This is a genomic window from Pseudomonas asiatica (genome assembly GCF_009932335.1).
GTDB lineage: Bacteria > Pseudomonadota > Gammaproteobacteria > Pseudomonadales > Pseudomonadaceae > Aquipseudomonas > Aquipseudomonas asiatica.
Genome location: NZ_BLJF01000001.1, coordinates 297,689 through 318,392, shown reverse-complemented (window position 1 = coordinate 318,392; position 20,704 = coordinate 297,689). Strand labels below are relative to the sequence as shown.

The 20,704-nt window shown below is 64.3% G+C and carries 18 protein-coding genes; 4 read left to right on the top strand and 14 right to left on the bottom strand.

What is annotated here, in order from left to right; translation table 11 throughout:
* Positions 1-34: 34 nt before the first annotated feature.
* Genes GYA95_RS01445 through zwf form a run of 3 tightly spaced genes read right to left on the bottom strand, consistent with a single transcriptional unit; the run spans position 35 to position 2,902 of the window.
* Positions 35-715 carry a bifunctional 4-hydroxy-2-oxoglutarate aldolase/2-dehydro-3-deoxy-phosphogluconate aldolase gene (locus tag GYA95_RS01445; protein WP_015269102.1) on the bottom strand — a complete coding sequence of 227 codons (681 nt, stop codon included), beginning with the start codon at positions 713-715 and terminating at the stop codon, positions 35-37.
* Between the two features lie 17 nt (positions 716-732).
* Complete coding sequence (gene pgl / locus GYA95_RS01440) at positions 733-1,446, bottom strand: 6-phosphogluconolactonase (protein WP_015269101.1); 714 nt, start codon at positions 1,444-1,446, stop codon at positions 733-735.
* Positions 1,433-2,902: a glucose-6-phosphate dehydrogenase gene (gene zwf, locus GYA95_RS01435; RefSeq protein ID WP_015269100.1), complete on the bottom strand. Its 1,470-nt coding sequence runs from the start codon at positions 2,900-2,902 to the stop codon at positions 1,433-1,435. Before zwf ends, pgl begins: the two co-directional genes overlap by 14 nt.
* Before the next feature lie 211 nt (positions 2,903-3,113).
* Between zwf and hexR the strand changes: the two genes are divergently transcribed.
* Positions 3,114-3,977, top strand: a complete 864-nt coding sequence (gene hexR / locus GYA95_RS01430) for a DNA-binding transcriptional regulator HexR (RefSeq protein WP_169774905.1) — start codon at positions 3,114-3,116, stop codon at positions 3,975-3,977.
* Here the strand turns inward: hexR and GYA95_RS01425 are convergent.
* The 11 genes from GYA95_RS01425 to edd all read right to left on the bottom strand — a co-directional run bounded on the left by GYA95_RS01425 (position 3,970) and on the right by edd (position 17,416).
* A complete protein-coding gene (locus GYA95_RS01425) occupies positions 3,970-4,824 on the bottom strand; it encodes a D-hexose-6-phosphate mutarotase (protein WP_013971129.1) in 855 nt (284 codons plus the stop codon). The genes hexR and GYA95_RS01425 overlap by 8 nt on opposite strands.
* 116 nt (positions 4,825-4,940) lie before the next feature.
* Positions 4,941-6,233, bottom strand: a complete 1,293-nt coding sequence (locus tag GYA95_RS01420) for a carbohydrate porin (protein WP_224765936.1) — start codon at positions 6,231-6,233, stop codon at positions 4,941-4,943.
* A 101-nt stretch (positions 6,234-6,334) separates the two neighbouring features.
* On the bottom strand, positions 6,335-7,489 hold the full coding sequence (locus GYA95_RS01415; RefSeq protein ID WP_015269098.1) for an ABC transporter ATP-binding protein: 1,155 nt from the start codon (positions 7,487-7,489) through the stop codon (positions 6,335-6,337).
* Between the two features lie 3 nt (positions 7,490-7,492).
* Positions 7,493-8,338 carry a carbohydrate ABC transporter permease gene (locus GYA95_RS01410; protein ID WP_003257967.1) on the bottom strand — a complete coding sequence of 282 codons (846 nt, stop codon included), beginning with the start codon at positions 8,336-8,338 and terminating at the stop codon, positions 7,493-7,495.
* Entirely contained in the window at positions 8,331-9,239 is a 909-nt protein-coding gene (locus GYA95_RS01405; RefSeq protein ID WP_013971125.1) for a carbohydrate ABC transporter permease, read from the bottom strand. Before GYA95_RS01405 ends, GYA95_RS01410 begins: the two co-directional genes overlap by 8 nt.
* 181 nt (positions 9,240-9,420) lie before the next feature.
* Positions 9,421-10,707 carry an ABC transporter substrate-binding protein gene (locus GYA95_RS01400; protein WP_054573357.1) on the bottom strand — a complete coding sequence of 429 codons (1,287 nt, stop codon included), beginning with the start codon at positions 10,705-10,707 and terminating at the stop codon, positions 9,421-9,423.
* Between the two features lie 104 nt (positions 10,708-10,811).
* Positions 10,812-12,062 (bottom strand): D-mannose isomerase, encoded by a 1,251-nt coding sequence (locus GYA95_RS01395; RefSeq protein ID WP_015269096.1) that lies wholly within the window; start codon positions 12,060-12,062, stop codon positions 10,812-10,814.
* 240 nt (positions 12,063-12,302) lie between these two features.
* Positions 12,303-13,757 carry an ATP-binding protein gene (locus GYA95_RS01390; RefSeq protein ID WP_043935373.1) on the bottom strand — a complete coding sequence of 485 codons (1,455 nt, stop codon included), beginning with the start codon at positions 13,755-13,757 and terminating at the stop codon, positions 12,303-12,305.
* Positions 13,738-14,463 carry a two-component system response regulator GltR gene (gltR, locus tag GYA95_RS01385; RefSeq protein WP_003257963.1) on the bottom strand — a complete coding sequence of 242 codons (726 nt, stop codon included), beginning with the start codon at positions 14,461-14,463 and terminating at the stop codon, positions 13,738-13,740. The genes GYA95_RS01390 and gltR overlap by 20 nt, the downstream gene beginning before the upstream one ends.
* A gap of 167 nt (positions 14,464-14,630) precedes the next feature.
* The gene (locus GYA95_RS01380; protein WP_015269094.1) at positions 14,631-15,593 is read right to left on the bottom strand and encodes a glucokinase; all 963 of its coding nucleotides are present in this window, start codon (positions 15,591-15,593) and stop codon (positions 14,631-14,633) included.
* Positions 15,590-17,416: a phosphogluconate dehydratase gene (gene edd / locus GYA95_RS01375; RefSeq protein ID WP_015269093.1), complete on the bottom strand. Its 1,827-nt coding sequence runs from the start codon at positions 17,414-17,416 to the stop codon at positions 15,590-15,592. The genes GYA95_RS01380 and edd overlap by 4 nt, the downstream gene beginning before the upstream one ends.
* Positions 17,417-17,681: 265 nt before the next feature.
* Between edd and gap the strand changes: the two genes are divergently transcribed.
* The 3 genes from gap to GYA95_RS01360 all read left to right on the top strand — a co-directional run bounded on the left by gap (position 17,682) and on the right by GYA95_RS01360 (position 20,475).
* Positions 17,682-18,683 (top strand): type I glyceraldehyde-3-phosphate dehydrogenase, encoded by a 1,002-nt coding sequence (gap, locus tag GYA95_RS01370; RefSeq protein WP_015269092.1) that lies wholly within the window; start codon positions 17,682-17,684, stop codon positions 18,681-18,683.
* A gap of 245 nt (positions 18,684-18,928) precedes the next feature.
* The gene (locus GYA95_RS01365; protein WP_015269091.1) at positions 18,929-19,441 is read left to right on the top strand and encodes an RNA polymerase sigma factor; all 513 of its coding nucleotides are present in this window, start codon (positions 18,929-18,931) and stop codon (positions 19,439-19,441) included.
* A gap of 71 nt (positions 19,442-19,512) precedes the next feature.
* Positions 19,513-20,475: a FecR family protein gene (locus GYA95_RS01360; protein ID WP_015269090.1), complete on the top strand. Its 963-nt coding sequence runs from the start codon at positions 19,513-19,515 to the stop codon at positions 20,473-20,475.
* The last annotated feature ends 229 nt before the right edge of the window (positions 20,476-20,704 follow it).

The following is a 20,704-nucleotide window of genomic DNA, read 5'->3' as shown; positions in this document are numbered from 1 at the left end:
AAGCGCCCCACAAGCCGTAAAGCACACAACAAATTCAGTTGGCGTCCAGCAGCGCCATCGCCTCCGCGCTGCACGCTTCGATCCGCGCCCAGTCGCCGTTCTTGATCCAGCTGCTGTCGAGCATCCAGGTACCACCCACGCACATCACATTGGGCAGCGCCATGTAGTTGCGCACGTTGGCCGGGTTCACACCGCCCGTAGGGCAGAAACGAATATCGCCGAACGGGCCGCCAAAGGCCTTGATCGCCGCTACCCCGCCGCTGATCTCCGCCGGGAACAGCTTGAAGCGGCGGTAGCCCAGGGCGTAGCCCATCATGATTTCGGACGGCGTGCTGATGCCTGGCAGCAGCGGGATCTCGCTGTCCACACCAGCTTCGAGAATGTCTTGGGTAATGCCTGGCGTAACGACGAATTGCGCACCCGCAGCTTCAACCGCGGCGAACATGCCACGATCGAGCACGGTGCCGGCACCGACACAAAGCTCCGGGCGCTGCTCGCGCAACACCTGGATGGCCTTCAGGCCATATTGCGAGCGCAAGGTCACTTCCAGGGTACGGATACCGCCGGCGGCCAGGGCGTCAGCCAACGGCAGGATGTCTTCCTCACGGGCGATGGTGATCACCGGCAGGATGCGCGCCTCTTTGCAAATGGCGTCGATCCGTGCGGCTTTGTCGGCCATCGAGAGCTTGGGCTGTGGGCGTTCGAGGGTGGTCATGACTGTGGATCCTTGGCTCATGGGCACCAGTAGATGTCCAGGGGGGCGTGAAGAAAAGCGCGTATCGGCATTTCGGAAAGGTCGGTGCCAGCCAGCGCGGCGCGCAGGGTAGCGAGTTTGCCCTGCCCTTGTACGGACAGCGCGGTAAAGGCGGAACTGGCCAGCAGCGAGCGGGTCATCGAAAGGCGCTGGCGCGGCACGCTCGGTGCCAGCAAAGGCAGGCAGCGGCGTGGGTTGGCCAGGTCGAGGCCTGCTTCCAGGTTGGGGCTGGCGGGGAACAGCGAAGCTGTATGGCCATCATCCCCCATGCCCAGCACCAGTACGTCAATTGGCGGCAGCTCGGCCAAGGCCTGATCGGCCTTGCCTGCAGCGGCATCAAGGTTCTCCGCCTGCTGGTAAAGACCAACGAAGCGGGCCTTGGCCGCCGCGCCCTTGAACAGGTGGCGCGCCAGCAGGCCGGCGTTGCTGTCGGCATGCTCCACCGGCACCCAGCGCTCATCGGCCAGGCTGACGGTGACCTTGGCCCAGTCGAGGTTTTCGCTGGCCAGCTTCTCGAGGAACGGCACCGGGCTGCGGCCGCCGGATAGCACCACGCAGGCCTGGCCCTTGGCGGCAATGGCTGCGCGCAGGCGCTCGGCCACGTCATGGGCCTGGGCTGCGGCCAGAGCCTTGGCATCCGCCAGCTCATGTACCGTCACAGTCGCTGGCAGTTTCAGTTCAGATATCCCCATACCACGCCCTCCCATCGCGTGTGATCAGTGCAATCGAGCTCATCGGCCCCCAGGAGCCTGCGGCGTACGGTTTGGGCGCATCGCCTGCGTTACGCCAGCCAGCAATCAGCTGGTCGCACCACTTCCAGGCATACTCGATTTCGTCCTTGCGCACGAACAGGTTCTGGTTACCGCGCATCACTTCGAGCAACAGCCGCTCGTAGGCATCCGGGATCCTTGCACTGCGCCAGGTATCGGAGAAATTCAGCTGCAACGGGCCGCTGCGCAGTTGCATGCCTTTATCCAGGCCCTGCTCCTTGGTCATCACCCGTAAAGAAATGCCTTCGTCCGGTTGCAGGCGGATGATCAGCTTGTTACCGATCTGCAAACGCTGTTCCGGAGCGAAGATGTAGTGCGGCGTTTCCTTGAAGTGGATGACGATCTGCGACAGTTTCTGCGGCATGCGCTTGCCGGTACGCAGGTAGAACGGCACCCCCGACCAGCGCCAGTTGCGGATGTCAGCACGCAGGGCGACGAAGGTTTCGGTGTCGCTCTGGGCGTTGGCGTTGTCTTCTTCCAGGTAACCGGGCACCGGCTTGCCATCGCTGTAGCCGGCGATGTACTGGCCGCGCACCACACGGGTGCTCAGCCCTTCACCGGTGATCGGTGCCAGGGCCTTGAGTACCTTGACCTTCTCGTCACGGATGGCGTCGGCCGACAGTTCGCTGGGCGGGTCCATGGCGATCAGGCACAGCAGCTGCAGCAGGTGGTTCTGGATCATGTCGCGCAGCTGGCCGGCCTTGTCGAAGTAGCCCCAGCGGCCTTCGATACCGACCTTCTCGGCGACGGTGATCTCCACATGGGAGATGGAATTCTGGTTCCACTGGGTTTCGAACAGGCTGTTGGCGAAACGCAGGGCGATCAGGTTCTGCACCGTTTCCTTGCCCAAGTAGTGGTCGATGCGGTAGACCCGGCTCTCTGGGAAGAACCGAGCCACAGCATCATTGACCCGGCGCGACGACTCCAGGTCGTGGCCAATGGGCTTCTCCAGCACCACTCGGGTGCGTGCGGCCAGCCCGGCCTTGTCGAGGTTTTCGCAGATGGCCCCGTACACCGCCGCAGCGGTGGCGAAGTAGGCAATCAGCGGCAGCTCGCCCGGCAACTGCTCGGCCAGGGCCTGATAGCCCTCGGGCTGGAGGAAATCCAGGTGCTGGTAGCTCAGCCTGGCGAGGAAACGGCCCAGCGCGGCGGGCTCGATATCGGCCTCGGGCACATGCCGGCGCAGGTGCGCCTCGATGCTGTCCAGGTGGCCCTGCGCGCTACCGGCCTCGCGGGCCAGCGCCAGCAGGCGGGTTTCCGGGTGCAGCAGGTTGGCCCGGTCGAGCTGATAGAGGGCAGGAAACAGCTTGCGCAATGCCAGGTCGCCTAGGGCGCCAAACAGGGCAAAGGTGCAAGGTTCGACACTGATCGCAGCCATGATGTTGGTTCTTTCCTAAAGTTGGTCTAGGAATACCGCTTTCACATACGGTTTTCAAGGGATAATGTAGTAAAAACCACAACATTACACACAAGTGTTACAGACAAGTGGTACGTCAACCGCGCCGACAGTACGATAGACGACCGTGCAAAAAGCCTGCTGCTCCAACAGCCGGCTGTCTTCCCGACCCAAGGACACACCCATGGACCGCGTGCGAAACCTCCTGGAACAGATCCAGGGCCGCCTCGACGAGCTGAACAAGGCCGAACGCAAAGTCGCCGAAGTCATCCTGCTCAATCCGCAACAAGCCACCCGTTTCAGCATCGCTGCGCTGGCCCAGGCGGCCAAGGTCAGCGAACCGACCGTCAACCGCTTCTGCCGCTCGTTCGGCGTCAGCGGCTACCCCGAGCTCAAGCTGCAGCTGGCGCAGAGCCTGGCCAGCGGCGCCGCCTACGTCAGCCGCGCGGTGGAGGCTGACGATGACCCGGCAGCCTACACCCAGAAGATCTTCGCCAGTGCCATCGCCTCGCTCGACAGCGCCTGCCAGCAGCTCGACCCGCAACAGGTCAGCCGTGCCGTGGACATGATGATCCAGGCCCGGCAGATCCACTTCTTCGGCCTGGGCGCCTCGGCCCCGGTGGCGCTGGACGCCCAGCACAAGTTCTTCCGCTTCAACCTGGCAGTATCGGCCCACGCCGACGTGCTGATGCAGCGCATGCTGGCCTCGGTGGCGCACACCGGCGACCTGTTCGTCATCATCTCCTACACCGGGCGCACCCGCGAACTGGTCGAGGTGGCCCGCCTGGCCCGGGAAAACGGCGCCTCGGTACTGGGCCTGACCGCTGCCGGTTCGCCACTGGCCAATGCCTGCAGCCTGAGCCTGCACATTCCGCTGCCGGAAGACACCGACATCTACATGCCGATGACCTCGCGGATCATCCAGCTGACCGTGCTCGATGTGCTGGCCACCGGCATGACCCTGCGGCGCGGCGTGGACTTCCAGCCGCACCTGCGCAAGATCAAGGAAAGCCTCAACGCCAGCCGCTACCCGATCGAGGACGACGAGCTCAACTGAGCCGGTGGGCCTGCAGGCGCAGGTGGGCACGCTGCCCCGGCGCCAGGCTCAGGCCCTCGCCACTGCCGCTGGCGGCCTCGACACAGACGAAGCGCTGGCATTCACGCCCGGTCACGCCCATCAGCGGGCGGTTGCCCGGGTGCCACACCACCGTGTCGTCGCTGTCACCGGTATCGATGCACAGCTCGCGCTGCCAGGCCGGGTCCTGCAATTGCACCCGCGGCGTGCCGGGGTAGACCTTCTGGCAACCGCCCTTGAGCTTCAGCGCGCCATCTTCACGGCAGGCCTGGCGGTTCAGGCGGTCGTAGCCTTCGATATCCTCCAACCCGGACAGCGCTATCTCGGACACGTCACTGATGCGCCAGTAGGCCAGCAAGGCATGGCTCAGCTGACAGGGTTCGCTGTCCTGGTGCTCGGTGCTCAGGCTCAGCTCCATGCGGCTACCCAGCCGGGCATGCAGGTCGACCTGCCAGTCGCACAGGTCCAGCCGCCATTTCAGGGTTACGCCCTCCTCGTCCTCGCGGCTGTCCACCAGCTTCCAGTCGAGCAGGCGCGCCCAGCCATGGGCGGGCCACAAGTCCTCGCTGGGGTGGCGGCCATACCATGGCCAGCACACAGGCACGCCACCGCGGATCGCCCCCACCTGCGGCCACTGCTCGGCGCACCACAGCCAGGGCCGTTCACCCGCTGGTTGAAAATGCAGCAGTTGCGCACCCTGGCGGCTGAACACCGCCTGGCAACGGGGATGGTCGATGATCAGCACATCGCGCTGCTGGTAACGCTCCCACTCGAATGTCGGCCGGGGCCGCTGCGAGGTGAAGAAGCGATGGAGCGGATGTTCGGGCATGGTTCAGAGCTCTTGTTGTTTGAGATAGCGCTGTCTCGGCCTATCCCCGACAACCACTGAAGACCAGTGGTTGCCGGGTACCGAAGTGGATTGGCGTAAATTTACAACAATTGCTCTCAGAATGACGACTGAATCTTCAACCCTGCGACCAGCGCGTTGTCCACCTCATCCACGCCGCCGGGGCTCTTGATGTACTGCAGGTTGGGCCGCACGGTCAGCCAGTTGGTGACGTGGAAGCCGTAGTAGAGCTCGGCGTTGTACTCGGTACGCTGCAGCGGCACGAAGCCTGGGTTGTCGTAATCGCTGATGCCGCTCTGGGCGTTGAGCAGTTCGGCGCGTTTCTTCACGTCGTCATTCACATGAATGCGCGCCACGCCGAAGCCGATATCGTCCTTGGGCCGGGCGTCGAATGCGCCTTTGTAGACCAAGCCCACTTGCTGATAGTTGTCGACGACGTTGGTGGCCTTGTCGTGCACGGTGAAGTTGGCGAACAGGCTCAGGCCACGGTTTACATCGCCGCCATGGGCGGTGACCTGCTGCTGTGCCACCACCCACCAGCCATGCTTGCTGGAGTGCGACTTGAAGGCCTCGCCCGTCAGCGCCTGCGGGTTGCCGTTGACGTCATCGAACACATCGTCGGCCTTGGCCGTGCTGTAGTAGTAACCCAGGCGGTACTCGCCCGGCAGGCCATTGACCTTGGGTGACCACACCGCTTCCACCGGCAGGATCGCGCCTTTGGTGCCGCTGCCACTGAGCTTGAAGCCGTTGCCGGTTTCCAGGTTGGAAGGGTTCTGCTCGAAGGCACCGACCTGAACGAAGAATTCCGGAGTGATGTTGTATTTCACCCGCAGCGCCCACTGGCTGACCGGCCAGTTGTACCAGATGCCGCCAACCCAGTTGCCCACCTGCGAGCCGCAGAAGGCCAGGTTCTGGAAGTCGCAGGGGAAACTGTTGAAGTCCTCGCCCTCGCCGAAGCGGCCGAATTTCACGTCCAGCGCACCGTCGAAGTACTTCTGCTTGACCCACATCTGGGTCAGGCGCCAAGTCTGGCCGCGGCCCCACACTTCCTGCACCGAGCTGAACTGCCCGGCGCGCGGGTCGCTGATGCGGTCGTTGGACAGGTTGCGGCCGCTGCGCTCGGTGATCGCCAGCTTGAACTCGGCGTCGTGCCAGCCAAAGATTTTCTGCAGGTCCAGGTGCGCGCCGAGGGCGAACTGGTCGCTGTAGCGCGCAGTCTTGTCGTCGTTGTATCCACCGTGCAGGTTACCGGCAACCTCGCCGACGTAATCGAGGGTGAAGTCATAGCCCTTTTCCAGCAACTCGGTGCGGGTGCCGCCCCAGTCGCCGGTCATCCACTTCGATTCGCTGGAGAAAGCTTCGGCAGCCTGAACGCTGCTGCCAACAGCCATCGCCAGTGGCGCGAGCAAGGCCAGCGAGCCCAATGTCCTGATGCGTTTGCGCTGTTCCATCCCTTTGCGTCCTCTTTTTCTTATTTGATGGTGTAGACGAGTTATCGGCCCTTGAAGTGCGCCACGTTGTCTTTCATGGTTGCAGCAGTGGTGGCCAGGTGCAGGCGCTCGCCGCTGGCGGCGTCGAACAGCAGCACCCGGGCTGGGTCGAATTGCAGGTTCAGGTTATCGCCGACCCGGCACGCCACATCCGGCGCCAGGCGGCAGCAGACCTTGGTCTGGTTGAGGGTGACGAATACCAGCAGGTCTGGCCCGGTGGGCTCGGTCACCTGCACCTCGGCGCGAATGCCGGGCAGGCCATTGCCCTCGGCTGCCCCCAGGGCAATCTGCTCGGGGCGGATGCCGAGGATGACCTCGCGGCCATCCATCTCGTCCGCGGCCATTCCCAAGGGCAGCTCGCAACGCGCCTGGCCGCTGTCGAGCACGGCCAGCAGGCGCCCGTCCTGTTGCGTGAGGCGCACCGGGATGAAATTCATCGGCGGCGAGCCGATGAAGCTGGCGACGAACTGGTTGGACGGATCGTTGTAGATCTGCTGCGGGGTGCCGAACTGCTGGATGATGCCGTCCTTCATCACCGCCACCTTGTCGCCCAGGGTCATGGCCTCGATCTGGTCATGGGTGACGTACACGGTGGTGGTCTTCAGGCGCTGGTGCATCAGTTTCATTTCGGTGCGCATCTCGACGCGCAACTTGGCATCGAGGTTGGACAGCGGTTCATCGAACAGGTAGATCTTCGGCCGCCGTGCCAGCGCCCGGCCCATGGCCACGCGCTGTTGCTGACCACCGGACAGCTGCGCCGGCTTGCGCGCCAGCAGGTGCTCGATCTGCAACAGCTTGGCCACCCGCGCCACTTCCTCGTCGATTGCAGCTTGCGGCAGCTTGCGGATCTTCAGGCCGAACTCGATGTTCTCGCGCACGCTCATGGTCGGGTACAGCGCGTAGGACTGGAACACCATGGCGATGTCGCGGTCCTTGGGGCTCATGCCGCTGACGTCCTGCTGGTCGATGAGTATCGCGCCGCCGGTGATCTGCTCCAGCCCGGCGATGCAGTTCATCAAGGTCGACTTGCCGCAGCCCGAGGGGCCGACCAGGATCAGGAACTCGCCATCCTTGATCGACAGCTGGATGTCCTTGAGGGTGTCCGGCAAACCGCTGCCGTAGGTCTTGTTCACATTGCGAAGTTCGAGCGTTGCCATGACTTACCCCTTTACCGCGCCAGCAGTCAGCCCGCGGACGAAATATTTGCCTGCCACCACGTAGACCAGCAGGGTTGGCAGGCCGGCGATCATCGCCGCCGCCATGTCGACGTTGTATTCCTTGGCCCCGGTGCTGGTATTGACCAGGTTATTCAGGGCCACGGTAATCGGTTGCGAATCGCCGCTGGAGAACACCACCCCGAACAGGAAGTCGTTCCAGATCTGGGTGAACTGCCAGATCAGGCAGACCATGATGATCGGCGTGGACATCGGCAGGATGATGCGGCGGAAGATGGTGAAGAACCCGGCACCGTCCAGACGCGCGGCCTTGACCAGCGCATCGGGGATGCTTACGTAGAAGTTGCGGAAGAACAGCGTGGTGAAGGCCAGGCCGTAGACCACGTGCACCAGCACCAGGCCGGTCGTGGTGCTGGCCAGGCCGAGCTTGCCGAGGGTGAACGAGGCCGGCAGCAGTACGGTCTGGAACGGCAGGAAGCAGCCGAACAGCAGCAGGCCGAAGAACAGCTGTGAACCGCGGAAGCGCCACATCGACAGCACATAGCCGTTCAGCGCGCCGATGGCGGTGGAGATCAGCACCGCTGGCACGGTGATCATGATCGAATTCCAGAAGTAACCGCTGACCGTGCTCCAGGCCTTGACCCAACCGATGCCGGTAAATACTGCCGGCCAGCTCAGCAGGTTGCCGGTGCTGATGTCTTCCGGGGTCTTGAAGCTGGTCAGCAGCATCACCACCAACGGTACCAGGTACAGCAGCACCGCCAGCAACAGCACCGCGTGGATGGCGATGCGGCTCGGGCTCAGCACCGCTTTGTCGAGAGGGCTATGCATGGCGTTTGCTCCGCAGCTCCGAGTACAGGTAAGGCACGAGGATCGCCAGGATCGCCCCGAGCATCAGGATGGCGCTGGCCGAGCCCATGCCCATCTGGCCGCGGCTGAAGGTGAACGAATACATGAACATCGCCGGCAGGTCGGACGAGTAGCCTGGGCCGCCGGCAGTCATCGCCGCCACCAGGTCGAAGCTCTTGATGGCAATGTGCGCGAGGATCATCAGCGAGCTGAAAAACACCGGGCGCAGGCTGGGCAGTACCACGCGCCAGTAGATGCGCGGCAGGCTGGCGCCGTCGATCTGCGCGGCACGGATGATCGACGGGTCGACGCCACGCAGGCCGGCAAGGAACATTGCCATGATGAAACCCGAGGCCTGCCACACGGCGGCGATCACCAGGCAGTACACCACCCGGTCGGGATCAATCAGCCAGTCCAGTCGAAAGCCCTCCCAGCCCCAGTCACGCAGCAGCTTGTCCAGGCCCATGCCGGGGTTGAGCAGCCACTTCCAGGCGGTACCGGTGACGATCATCGACAGCGCCATGGGGTACAGGTAGATGGTGCGGATGAAACCTTCGCGACGGATGCGCTGGTCCAGCAAGACCGCCAGCACTACGCCGATGACCAGGCTGATGGCGATGAACAGGCCGCCGAACAGCAGCAGGTTCTTGCTTGCCACCCACCAGCGGTCGTTGTCGAACAGCCGGGCGTATTGCGCCAGGCCGGCCCATTTGTAGGTAGGCAGGAAGGTCGAGGTGGTGAAGGACAGAACGAAGGTCCAGAGGATGTAGCCGTAGAAGCCCACCAGGATGATGAACATGCTAGGCGCCAGCACCAGCTTGGGCAGCCAGCGCTGTAGCGCGTCCAGGGGTGAGGCCCGCAGTTGGGCGGTTGCTGTGGTCATGGTTCACCTCAAAGGCGCCGCACTCCCCTGTAGGAGCGGCCTTGTGTCGCGATGGGCTGCGCAGCAGCCCCAAAGGACTCAAGGTCGATTACCTACCTTAAAGATCGAGTGCGCAGGTTATGGGGCTGCTGCGCAGCCCATCGCGACACAAGGCCGCTCCTACAACGGAATCGCGTCAGCTTTACTGGGCAGACTTGATCGCCGCCGCCAGCTTCTTCGCCGCATCGGCCGGGTCGGCCTTGGGGTCGTTGATGTAGTTGGTCACCACATCGAAGAACGCGCCCTGCACGGCCAGCGTGGTGGCCATGTTGTGCGCCATGCTCGGCTGCAGGCCGCCATTTTTGGCATCGGCCAGGAAGTCCTTGGCAGAGGTCTGCGCGCAGGCGTCGAAGCCATACTTGCCCATGTCGGCCAGCATGTCGTTGCGCACCGGGATCGAGCCCTTGTTGCTGCTGAAGACCTTCTGGAAGTCCTCACCCAGCACCTTGCGGGCAATGTCCTGCTGGCCGGCAGACGTGCCGGCGTCGTTCTGCTTGAACACCACCAGCGAGTCGATGTTGTACAGGAAGGCCTTTTCGGTGCCGGGGAACGGCACGCACTGGTAGTCCTTGCCGGCGGTCTTCTTCGCCAGGGTCCATTCGCTCTTGGCCCAGTCGCCCATGATCTGCATGCCGGCCTTGCCGTTGATGACCTTGGCCGCTTCCAGGTTCCAGTCCTGGCCTTTGCCATCCGGGTCCATGTAGGTGGCGACCTTTTTCAGTTCGGTCAGCGCCTTGACCATCTCCGGGCCGGTCAGGGCCGCGCTGTCGAGGTCGACCAGGGCCTTCTTGTAGCCATCGGCCCCCATCACCGCCAGCACCACGCTTTCGAACACGGTGCTGTCCTGCCACGGCTGGCCGCCATGGGCGAGCGGGATGAAGCCGGCGGCCTTGAGCTTGTCGGCGGCGGCATAGAATTCGTCGAGGGTGGCTGGCGCCTTGTCGATCCCGGCCTTCTTGAAGACGTCGGGATTGATCCACAGCCAGTTGATGCGGTGGATGTTCACCGGGACGGCGACATAGTCACCGTCGTACTTGACGGTGTCCGCGACTTTCTTGTCGAGCAGTGAGTCCCACTTTTCTTCCTTGGCCACATCCTTGAGCACATCGGCGTCGAGCAGGCCGGTGGCAGCCCAGTCCTGGATGTCCGGGCCCTTGATCTGCGCGACACCCGGCGGGTTGCCGGCCACGGCGCGGCTCTTGAGCACGGTCATGGCGGTGGCACCACCACCACCGGCGACGGCGCCGTCCTTCCAGGTGAAGCCATCCTTTTCAACCTGGGCCTTGAGCACATCGACCGCCGCTTTTTCACCACCGGAGGTCCACCAGTGCACGACCTCGACACTGCCTTTGGCATCGGCAGCCAAGGCACTCAGCGGGAACAAGGAGGCCAGTGAGATTGCGGCAGCGAGACGGAGCGTGGAATTCATCGAAGCACCTTTCTTGTTGTTATGCCGTGCAAGTCGATCGCTTGCGTTGCATGAAGTCTAAACAGCGTGCTCGCCTCGCCAGGTAACGAAGCGATGCGCGAATGTCATCGTTTGGTTACATTGCCGGCCAGGCTGCTGGCCAGGCTGGGTGCCAGTGGCAAGCCCGGCAGCAGCAGCGCCTGGTAGGCATGGTAGAGGTCGGGTTTGCCTGGCCAGATGGTCGCAGCGGGCTGGTTGTGTGCATCGAGCTCGTGGTGCCAGCTGCCAGCGCCGTGGTCGATGAAATGGTTGGCGATGAAGTCCCAGCAACGGCGGTACCACTGTTCGTAGTGCGCCTCGCCCGTGCGCAGCAACAGGGCCGCGGCGGCGGCGCAGGCTTCGGCATGCACCCAGTGCAGGCGTGCGCGCACCACCGGGCGATCGGCCCAGTCCAGGGTGTAGACGAAACCAGGTGTGCCATCGACGCTCCAGGCCTGCCGGCAGGCTGTGTCGAATAATGCGCGGGCGCAGTCTGGCAGCCACTGCGGGGCTTGCAGGCCGGACCGTTCCAGGCTGGCCTCCAGGTGCAGCAGCAACCGCGCCCACTCCAGGGCATGCCCGGGCGTGGAGCCATAAGGCCGGAAGTGGTCTGCCGGGTGCGCCTGGTTGTAGTGCGGCAGCGGCTGCCAGAGGGCGTCGAAATGCTCGATGACCCGGTAGCCGTTGGCGGCGGCATGGGTATGGATGATGCGTTCGGCGATGCGCAAGGCGCGTTGCAGCCACAGGTTGTCGCCAGTTACGTCTGCCAGGGCCAGGAAGGCCTCGACCGCATGCATGTTGCTGTTGGCGCCACGGTACTGCTCGGGCAACTGCCAGGCGCGGGAGAAGGCTTCCCGCAGGGCACCCTCCTCTTCGCTCCAGAAATGCGCTTCGAGCACCTGCACCGCGTCTGCCAGCAGGGCTGGTGCACCACCAGCACCTGCCATCACAGCCGAGCAGGCGGCCAGGGCGACAAAGGCATGCAGGTAAGCCGCCTTGCCGCTGTCGTCATGGCCACCGGGGTGGGCGAACCAGCCGCCGTAGGTGGCATCCTGCAGCGCACCACGCAGGGCGGCCACACCGTGTTCGGCATAGGCCAGGTAGCCGGGCACCCCCTGCAGGTGGGCCAGGGCAAAGCAGTGGGTCATGCGGGTGGTGATCAGGGTTTCGGCGCGGGCACCGGGGGCAAGCAGGCCTGCGGCGTCGAGGCTACCGAAGCCATCGGGCAGTTTCGAAGCCGTGGCGAAGGCCAGCAGGCGTTGCCCTTCTGCCATGCGCCAGGCGTTGTGGGCCGGGGCATCGAGCCAGCGGGTGGAAGCCAGGTTGGAGGTGCTCATGGGCCAGCTTGATCCTTGCCAGTCGTCTGCGAATTCTAGTGAGCGGGCCTGGATGGGAATGTCACCAAGGAGGGTGGATTTGTCACCAGTCAGTGACATTTGTGTTGCCTGTGCCGGCCTCTTCGTGGGTAAACCCGCTCCTACAGGTTTTTGCGTTAGCCTCGGAGTCTGCATGGACCTGTGAGGTCTTTGTGGGAGCGGGTTTACCCGCGAAGGGGCCGGTAGACGCAATACAACCCTTCAGTCCATGCCCCGCGGCAGATACAAGGTCACCCGCAACCCGCCCTCACGCAGGTTCAGCAAGCTCACCTCCCCGCCATGGCTATGGGCAATGTTGCGCGCAATCCCCAACCCCAGCCCGTACCCCTGTTGCTGCCCGGCCAGACGGAAGTGCGGCTCGAACACCTGCTCCAGCTGCTGCTGCGGCACCCCCGGCCCCTGGTCATCCACCTGCAGGACAAAACCCTCGGCATTGTCGATGATGCGCAACCGTGCCCGCTCGCCGTACTTGATGGCATTGTCGATCAGGTTGCCGATGCAGCGCCGCAACGCCAGCGGCTTGCCCGGGTACGGCGCCAGCGCCCGGCCTTCGAGCGTTATGCGGCCATCGCCCAGGTAAGGCTCGGCCAGGATTTCCAGCACCTGGTTGAGGTCGACCGGCTCGATGTTCTCGTGGATGTCGGTGTCCTTCACGCACTGCAACGCGCCTTTGACCAGCAGTTCCAGCTCGTCCAGATCCTGGCTGAACTTGGCCTGCAGGCGCTCGTCCTCCAGCAGCTCGACGCGCAGGCGCAAGCGGGTGATCGGCGTGCGCAGGTCGTGGGAAATGGCACTGAACAGCTGGCTGCGCTCGGTCAGGTATCGGCTGATGCGCTCGCGCATGCTGTTGAACGCACGCCCCACCTCGACCACCTCGCTGCCACCGCCTTCGGCCACCGGCGCCACATCGGCGCCCAGCGACATTTCCCGTGCAGCCCGCGCCAGGCGCTTGAGCGGCCAGCTTTGCCAGTGCACCAGCAAGCCGATGAACAACAGCAGCAAGGCCGTGGTCAACACGATGAAGCCGATCTGCTGACGCGGCAGGCGCTCGGCCTCCAGGCTGGTGTAGGGCTCGGGCAGCAGCGAGGCGATGTACAGCCACTCACCCTCGCCCAGGCGGATCTGGGTTACCAGCACCGGCGGGTTGAGTGGCTCCAGGGTCAGCGAGTAATGCGCCCAGGAGCGTGGCAGTTCGTCGAGCTTCAGGCCGCTGTTGAAGATACGCAGGTCGTCCGGCCCGACGAACTCCACGGAAATTTCCATCTGCGAACCCAGGCGCTCATGCAGCACTTGCTGGAACACATCGATCACCGCCTGCTTGCGTGGGGTAACGGGCAGTAGCGGCATGTCCAGCGGCTTGGCGTTGAGGGACACGAAAAAGCGCGTGCCGCCCATGCTGCGCAGCTGGTCGAGGACCATCGGCCGGTACGCCACCGGCAACGAGCGGAAGTAGCTGACACTGGCACTCATCGAATGAGCCAGGCTGCTGGCGCTTGCACGCAGGCCCTGCAACTGGCTGGCGCGCAATTGGGCAACCCAGATGATGCTCGACAACCCCTGGGCCAGCAGCACTACCAGCAGGGTCAGCAGCAGCATGCGCCCCAGTAGCGAACGCGGCAGCAGACGCCAGCGCCGCTCAGGGCGCATTGCAGACATGGGCAGCCAACAGGTAACCGCTGCCGCGTACGGTGCGGATCAGCCTGGGTGGTTTGTCGGTATCGCGCAGGCGCTGGCGCAGGCGGCTGACCGCCATGTCGACGATGCGGTCCAGTGGCATCGGCTCGCGACCACGGGTGGCGTTGCCGATGGTGTCGCGGTCGAGGATCTGCTGTGGGTGGTCGAGGAACAGCTTGAGCAGGGCGAAGTCGGCGCCGGAGAGAATCACTTCCTCACCGTCGCGATGGAACAGGCGGTGGCTGACCGTGTCCAGGCGCCAGTCGTCGAAGGCCAGCACCGCACTGCCCGGCGCCGCCTGGCCGAACTCGGCGCGGCGCAGCAGAGCCTTGATCCGCGCTTGCAGTTCGCGGGGGCTGAATGGCTTGCCCAGGTAGTCGTCGGCGCCCAGCTCCAGGCCGATGACCCGGTCGGTTTCGTCGGAGCTGGCGGTGAGCATGATGATCGGTACCCGTGCCTGTCGCGGGTGCTGGCGTACCCAGCGGCACAAGCTGAAGCCGTCTTCGTCGGGCAGCATGACATCGAGGATGACCAGGTCGCAGGGGGTGGTTTCCAGCGCGCGGCGAAAGCCCTTGCCGTCGGCTTCGGCATGCACCTGGAAGCCGGAGCGGCTCAGGTAGGTTTGCAGCAGTTCGCGGATTTCCTGGTCGTCGTCGACCATCAGGATCGATTTGCCGGCAGTGCTCAAGGTGGTCCTTCCTCTTGTTGATTGCAGGTCTTTTTGCCTGCTGTCGGGTGTTGCTTTCTGGGGCTGCCTTGCAGCCCATCGCGACACAAGCCGCTCCTACAGAATGGCGCGGCCCCGTGTAGGAGCGGCCTTGTGTCGCGATGGGCCGCACAGCGGCCCCCTGCTACCTATCGGTTATCCAGCGCCTGCTGCAAAGCCACCCCGGCCCCCAGCAACCCGGAAAACTCCGCCGTCACCAGCCAAACCGGCACACCAGCGAAATAGCCACTCATGCAGCCCTTGTCGGAAAAACTCGCGGCAAACCCGCTGCGCACGAACAGCTCGGCAAAGCGCGGGATCACGCCGCCGACAATATAGACCCCACCCCGTGCGCCCAGCGTCAGAACATTGTTACCAGCGACTCGGCCGAGGAACCGGCAGAACTGCTCGATCACCGCCAGCGCCCGCGGCTCGCCGCCGAGCGCGGCATCGGTGATCTGTGCCGGGGTCTTGTGTCGGGGTGTGTCGCCGTCCAGCGAGCAAATTGCCTGGTACAGGCGCAGCAGGCCACCGCCACTGAGCACGGTCTCGGCGCTGACATGGCCGATCTGCCCGTGAATCTGTTGGTGAATCGCCGCTTCGCGGGCATTGCCCACCGGCAGGTCGACGTGCCCGCCCTCTCCCGGCAAGGCATGCCAGTGCTGTTCGCCCAGGCGCAATAGCGCGCCAACGCCCAGCCCGGTACCCGGGCCAATGACCAATGCCGGCCGAGACAGGTCCGCCTGGCCTGGGCACACTTCGCGGAACTCGCCGGGGCGCAGGCGGGTCATGCCCAGCGCCATGGCGGTAAAATCGTTGATCAGCAGCAGCCGCTCGACCTGCAATGTCTGGCAGAAGGCCACGCGGCTGAGGCGCCAGTGGTTGTTGGTGAAGCGGAACTCATCGCCATCGACCGGACCGGCCACCGCCAGGCAGGCAGCAGTCACGCCGCCGCGGGGAATGCCCAAGCCTTCAAGGTAAGCCTCGATGGCCTGTTCCGGGCTGGTGTAGTCCTCGGTGGCAAAGACCTTCACTTCATCCAGCTGGTTGTCACGCCACAACGCAAAACGGGCATTGGTGCCGCCGATGTCGCCAACCAGCAGGTCCTTCATTTGAGGTTCTCCAGGGCCGAGGTGAACGCACTGGCGCCCTGCTCTGCCGGGCTGAACGCCATGCGCATGAAGCCGAACAGCTCGCGCCCGCAGCCCAGGTCGTTGCCCTGTGGCGCTGGCGGCAGGTCGCGGCTGGCCAATTCTTCAGCCGACACCATTACCCGCAGCGTGCCTTCGACACCATCGACCCGCACCATATCACCATCGCGCACCCGTGCCAGCGGGCCGCCGTCATAAGCCTCGGGGCAAACGTGAATGGCCGCCGGGATCTTGCCCGAGGCACCGGACATGCGACCGTCGGTGACCAGTGCCACCTTGAAGCCACGGTCCTGCAGCACACCGAGGAACGGCGTGAGCTTGTGCAGCTCCGGCATGCCGTTGCAGCGCGGGCCCTGGAAGCGCACCACGGCGACGAAGTCACGCTCCAGCTCGCCGGCCTTGAACGCATCGGCCAGCGACTGCTGGTCGTGAAACACCCGCGCCGGGGCCTCGACCACCTGGTGCTCGGGGGCGACAGCGGACACCTTCATCACGCCGCGGCCAAGGTTGCCCTCCATCACCCGCAGGCCGCCTTCGGCCGAGAACGGCCGCGCCACCGGGCGCAGGATGCTTTCGTCCAGGCTGTGCTGCGGCCCTTCGCGCCACACCAGCTTGCCGTTGTCGAGGAACGGTTCCTGGGTGTAGCGGCGCAGGCCATGGCCGGCCACGGTGTTGACGTCTTCGTGCAGTAGCCCGGCATCGAGCAGCTCGCGGATCAGGAAGGCCATGCCGCCCGCGGCCTGGAAGTGGTTGATGTCGGCCTTGCCGTTGGGGTAGACGTGGGACAGGGTCGGTACCACCTCGGACAGGTCGGCCATGTCCTGCCAGGTCAGCTGGATACCCGCAGCCTGGGCAATCGCCGGGATGTGCAGGGTGTGGTTGGTCGAGCCACCGGTGGCGTGCAGGGCGACGATGGAGTTGACCAGCGCCTTCTCGTCGACGATTTCACCCAGCGGCATGAAGCTGCCGCTGGCCTTGGTCATGCGCGTGACCTGCTGCGCGGCCTCGGCGGTGAGCGCGTCGCGCAGCGGTGTGTACGGGTTGACGAACGAGGCGCCCGGCAGGTGCAGGCCCATCACCTCCATCACCAACTGGTTGGTATTGGCAGTGCCGTAGAAGGTGCAGGTGCCAGGACTGTGGTAGGACTTCATCTCCGACTCCAGCAGCTCTTCGCGGCTGGCCTTGCCTTCGGCGTAGCGCTGGCGCACATCGGCCTTCTGCTTGTTGGAAATGCCGGAGACCATCGGCCCGCCCGGAACGAAGATGGTCGGCAGGTGGCCGAAGCGCAGCGCCCCCATCATCAGGCCGGGAACGATCTTGTCGCAGATGCCCAGCATCAGCGCGGCATCGAACATGTTGTGCGACAGGGCCACGGCAGTGGACATGGCGATCACTTCGCGGCTGGCGATGGCCAGCTCCATGCCCGGCTCGCCCTGAGTCACGCCATCGCACATGGCTGGCACGCCACCGGCGAACTGGCCGACCGAGCCGACTTCACGCAAGGCCTGCTTGATCTGCTCGGGGAAGTGCTGATACGGCTGGTGCGCCGAAAGCATGTCGTTGTAGGCCGAGACGATGGCCACGTTGGCCGCGTTCATCAGGCGCAGGGTCTGCTTGTCGTCGCTGCCGCAACCGGCCACGCCATGGGCGAAGTTGGCGCACTGCAGGCTGGCACGCATGGGGCCGTCACTGGCCGCGCCGCGAATCAGTTGCAGGTAGCGTTCGCGGGTGGCACGGCTACGTTCGACCAGCCGCTGGGTGACCTCAAGGATGCGCGGATGCATGTACTGGACTCCAGGCTAATTGTAAGGGCGGTTTGCCGGGCATTTCCCCTCCAAACGATTGCGGCCTAGGCTCAAGGTAGAGGAGCCCGCTGCATCGGTGGAGGCACGTCGCCCAACCACTCGTTGTATGTTTAAACAAAATACTGCCACTAAAAAGGCTTGTTTTCTATCGGCAGGTGAATAATCTTGTAATTCCAACAACAAAACCGTTTCAGTGAAGCTCCTTTGTGCCACAGCTTTCACTCGGACTGCCAGAGGTACTGCCATGACCCTACGCATCGCCATCAATGGATTCGGCCGCATCGGGCGCAACGTCCTGCGCGCACTGTATACCCAAGGCTACCGCCAGGACCTGCAGGTCGTCGCCATCAACGACCTGGGCGACAGCGCCATGAATGCCCACCTGCTCAAGTACGACAGCGTGCACGGTACCTTCGACGCCAGCGTCGAGGCCGACCACGAAAGCCTCACGGTCAATGGTGACCGTATCGCGGTCAGTGCCATCCGCAACCCGGCCGAACTGCCCTGGAAGGCCGAGGCGATCGACGTGGTGTTCGAATGCACCGGGCTGTTCACCGAGCGTGCCAAGGCCGCCGCCCACCTGGCTGCGGGGGCTGGCAAGGTGATTGTCTCGGCACCGGCCAAAGGCGCCGATGCCACCGTGGTGTACGGGGTCAACCATGACATCCTGCGGGCCTCGCACCAGATCATCTCCAATGCCTCCTGCACTACCAACTGCCTGGCACCGATTGCCCAGGTGCTGCACCGCGAGTTCGGCATCGACCAGGGCCTGATGACTACCATCCATGCCTATACCAACGATCAGGTGCTGACCGATGTGTACCACGGCGATCCGTACCGTGCGCGCTCGGCGACCCAGTCGATGATCCCGAGCAAGACCGGCGCTGCCGAGGCCGTGGGCCTGGTGCTGCCGGAGCTGGCCGGCAAGCTGACCGGCATGGCGGTACGGGTGCCGGTGATCAACGTGTCGCTGGTGGACCTCACGGTCAATCTCAAGCGCGAGGCCACGGCCGAACAGGTCAACCAGCTGTTCCTCGAGGCCAGCAAGCATTCCAGGGTATTGGGCTACAACGCCTTGCCGCTGGTTTCCTGCGATTTCAACCACAACCCGCTGTCGTCGATCTTCGATGCCAACCATACCCGGGCAAACGGGCGCATGCTCAAGGTGCTGGCCTGGTATGACAACGAGTGGGGGTTCTCCAACCGCATGCTGGATAACTGCCTGGCGTTGTGCCGCGCCCGCTGAGCTTCGGCACGCTCCCTGTAGGAGCGGCCTTGTGTCGCGATGGGCTGCGCAGCAGCCCCCTGCAATCTGTGCCAAGGCCAAAATGCTGGGACTGCTGCGCAGCCCATCGCGACACAACGCCGCTCCTACACGGGACCGCGCAAGGCTGGGACTCACAATCTTTACCTTTTCCTAACATTTCCAGGCTTGACCTTCGAGGTGGATGATAAGCATTATCATTAACCTTTCGTCGGCCAGGTCCCCCAGTGAGTCAGTCCCGGTTCAACTCTGTCTTCCTCGTCCAGCGCCTTACCCTGCTGCGCACCCTGCAGCGCATGGTGGGCAACCCCAATACGGCCGAGGACCTGTTGCAGGAAACCTACCTGCGGGTGTCCCGCGCGCTCGGTGAGCGGCCCATCGAACACATCGAGCCGTTCGTGTTCCAGACCGCGCGCAACCTGGCCCTCGACCACCTGCGCGCACGCCGGGTGCAATCGCGCATGCTGGTCGACGACGTGCCCGACGAGGTCCTGCACAGCGTGGCCGCACCGGCCACCAGCAGCGAGGATGCGGCCCATGCCGAGCAGTTGCTCAGGCACCTGAGCATCAGCCTCAACCAGTTGAGCGAACGCCAGCAGCGCATCTTCATCCTCAGCCGCCTGCATGGCGCCACCTACCTGGAAATCGCCGAACAACTGAATGTTTCGCCCAGCACGGTACAGAAGGAACTGAAACTGATCATGGCGATCTGCATGGGTGTCGCCGACCGCCTCAAGTGAGGCAACGCAAAGCCCTTGCCACACCCCGCCTCAGCCTTGATCATTCGCAAAAAACCATTCAAGGATTCACCGTGACCGACAGCCCTGCCCCTCGCCCGTCACCCGCCGGGCCCAGCGCCCGTGCTCGTGCCATGGACGAGGCGCTGGACTGGCTGGTGCGCCTGCAATGCGCCGATGCCGACGACACACAGGCCTTCGAAGCCTGGCTGAGCGCAGCGCCGGAAAATGCCGAGGCCTATGTGGAGGCAGAAGCCCTGTGGAACGGCGCGCCGCTGCACCAGGTGGCCGTGCAGATGCATCGGCAACAGCGCCGCTCGTGGCGCGGGCGCCTGCGCAGCCACTGGAAACCCCTGGCCACGGCAGCGCTGCTGCTGGTCGGGCTGTTCACCCTCGGCAACCTGCCCATGCGCCTGCAGGCCGACCACCTGACAGTGGTGGGAGAACGCCAGCGCCTGCAGCTGGAAGATGGGGCGAAAGTGCTGCTCAACACCAATTCGGCATTTGCCAGCGAGCAGCGTGATGGTCGCCAGGTCGCCCGCCTATTGCAGGGTGAGGCCTATTTTCAGGTCCCCGAGGGCGCGCTGCTACCACTGGAAGTGCAGGCCGGGCCGTTGCGCGCGCAGGTGCGCGACACCGACTTTGCCGTGCGCTACCTCGACGGCGAGGCACAGGTGCGGGTGCAGCGCGGCGATGTCGACCTGCAGGGGGACCGCGACCAGCGCATCCGCCTGAGCGCCGGCGACAGCATCAGCGTCGGCCCCCAGGGATTCGGCAAGCGCCAGCGCCCCGACATGCACAAGGACCTGGCCTGGGTCGACGGCCGCCTGGTGTTCGAGAACTGCCCGCTGAGCCAGGTGCTGGCCGAGGTGCAGCGCTACTACCCGGGCTGGATCATCAACCGCAATGCGCAGCTGGAAGACTTGGCGGTCACCGGCAACTACCGCCTCGACCAGCCGCTGGAAACCCTGCGTGCACTGGCCCACATCACCGCGGCACAGCTGCATGAGTACCCGGCGCTGGTTATCCTGAACTGATCTTTTGCCTGTCTCGGCCTCATCGCCGGCAAGCCAGCTCCCACCCCGACCGCATTGGCCTCAAGCAATGCGATGTCCCTGTGGGAGATTACCCAGCCCTTTTGGGCTGCGCGTCGCGCAGAGAACAAATATCGCTCGTCTGACGCGGCCTTTGTAGGAGCAGCCTTGTGCTGCGAAGAGGCCGGTACAAGCAACAGACAGGCTTTGTCAGTACCGGCCTCTTCGCAGC

Coding starts and splice junctions, on each gene's coding strand:
- GYA95_RS01445 (WP_015269102.1), bottom strand. CDS start 715: ATGACCACCCTCGAACGCCCACAGCCCAAGCTCTCGATGGCCGACAAA.
- pgl (WP_015269101.1), bottom strand. CDS start 1,446: ATGGGGATATCTGAACTGAAACTGCCAGCGACTGTGACGGTACATGAG.
- zwf (WP_015269100.1), bottom strand. CDS start 2,902: ATGGCTGCGATCAGTGTCGAACCTTGCACCTTTGCCCTGTTTGGCGCC.
- GYA95_RS01425 (WP_013971129.1), bottom strand. CDS start 4,824: ATGCCCGAACATCCGCTCCATCGCTTCTTCACCTCGCAGCGGCCCCGG.
- GYA95_RS01420 (WP_224765936.1), bottom strand. CDS start 6,233: ATGGCTGTTGGCAGCAGCGTTCAGGCTGCCGAAGCTTTCTCCAGCGAA.
- GYA95_RS01415 (WP_015269098.1), bottom strand. CDS start 7,489: ATGGCAACGCTCGAACTTCGCAATGTGAACAAGACCTACGGCAGCGGT.
- GYA95_RS01410 (WP_003257967.1), bottom strand. CDS start 8,338: ATGCATAGCCCTCTCGACAAAGCGGTGCTGAGCCCGAGCCGCATCGCC.
- GYA95_RS01405 (WP_013971125.1), bottom strand. CDS start 9,239: ATGACCACAGCAACCGCCCAACTGCGGGCCTCACCCCTGGACGCGCTA.
- GYA95_RS01400 (WP_054573357.1), bottom strand. CDS start 10,707: ATGAATTCCACGCTCCGTCTCGCTGCCGCAATCTCACTGGCCTCCTTG.
- GYA95_RS01395 (WP_015269096.1), bottom strand. CDS start 12,062: ATGAGCACCTCCAACCTGGCTTCCACCCGCTGGCTCGATGCCCCGGCC.
- GYA95_RS01390 (WP_043935373.1), bottom strand. CDS start 13,757: ATGTCTGCAATGCGCCCTGAGCGGCGCTGGCGTCTGCTGCCGCGTTCG.
- GYA95_RS01380 (WP_015269094.1), bottom strand. CDS start 15,593: ATGAAGGACCTGCTGGTTGGCGACATCGGCGGCACCAATGCCCGTTTT.
- edd (WP_015269093.1), bottom strand. CDS start 17,416: ATGCATCCGCGCATCCTTGAGGTCACCCAGCGGCTGGTCGAACGTAGC.
- gap (WP_015269092.1), top strand. CDS start 17,682: ATGACCCTACGCATCGCCATCAATGGATTCGGCCGCATCGGGCGCAAC.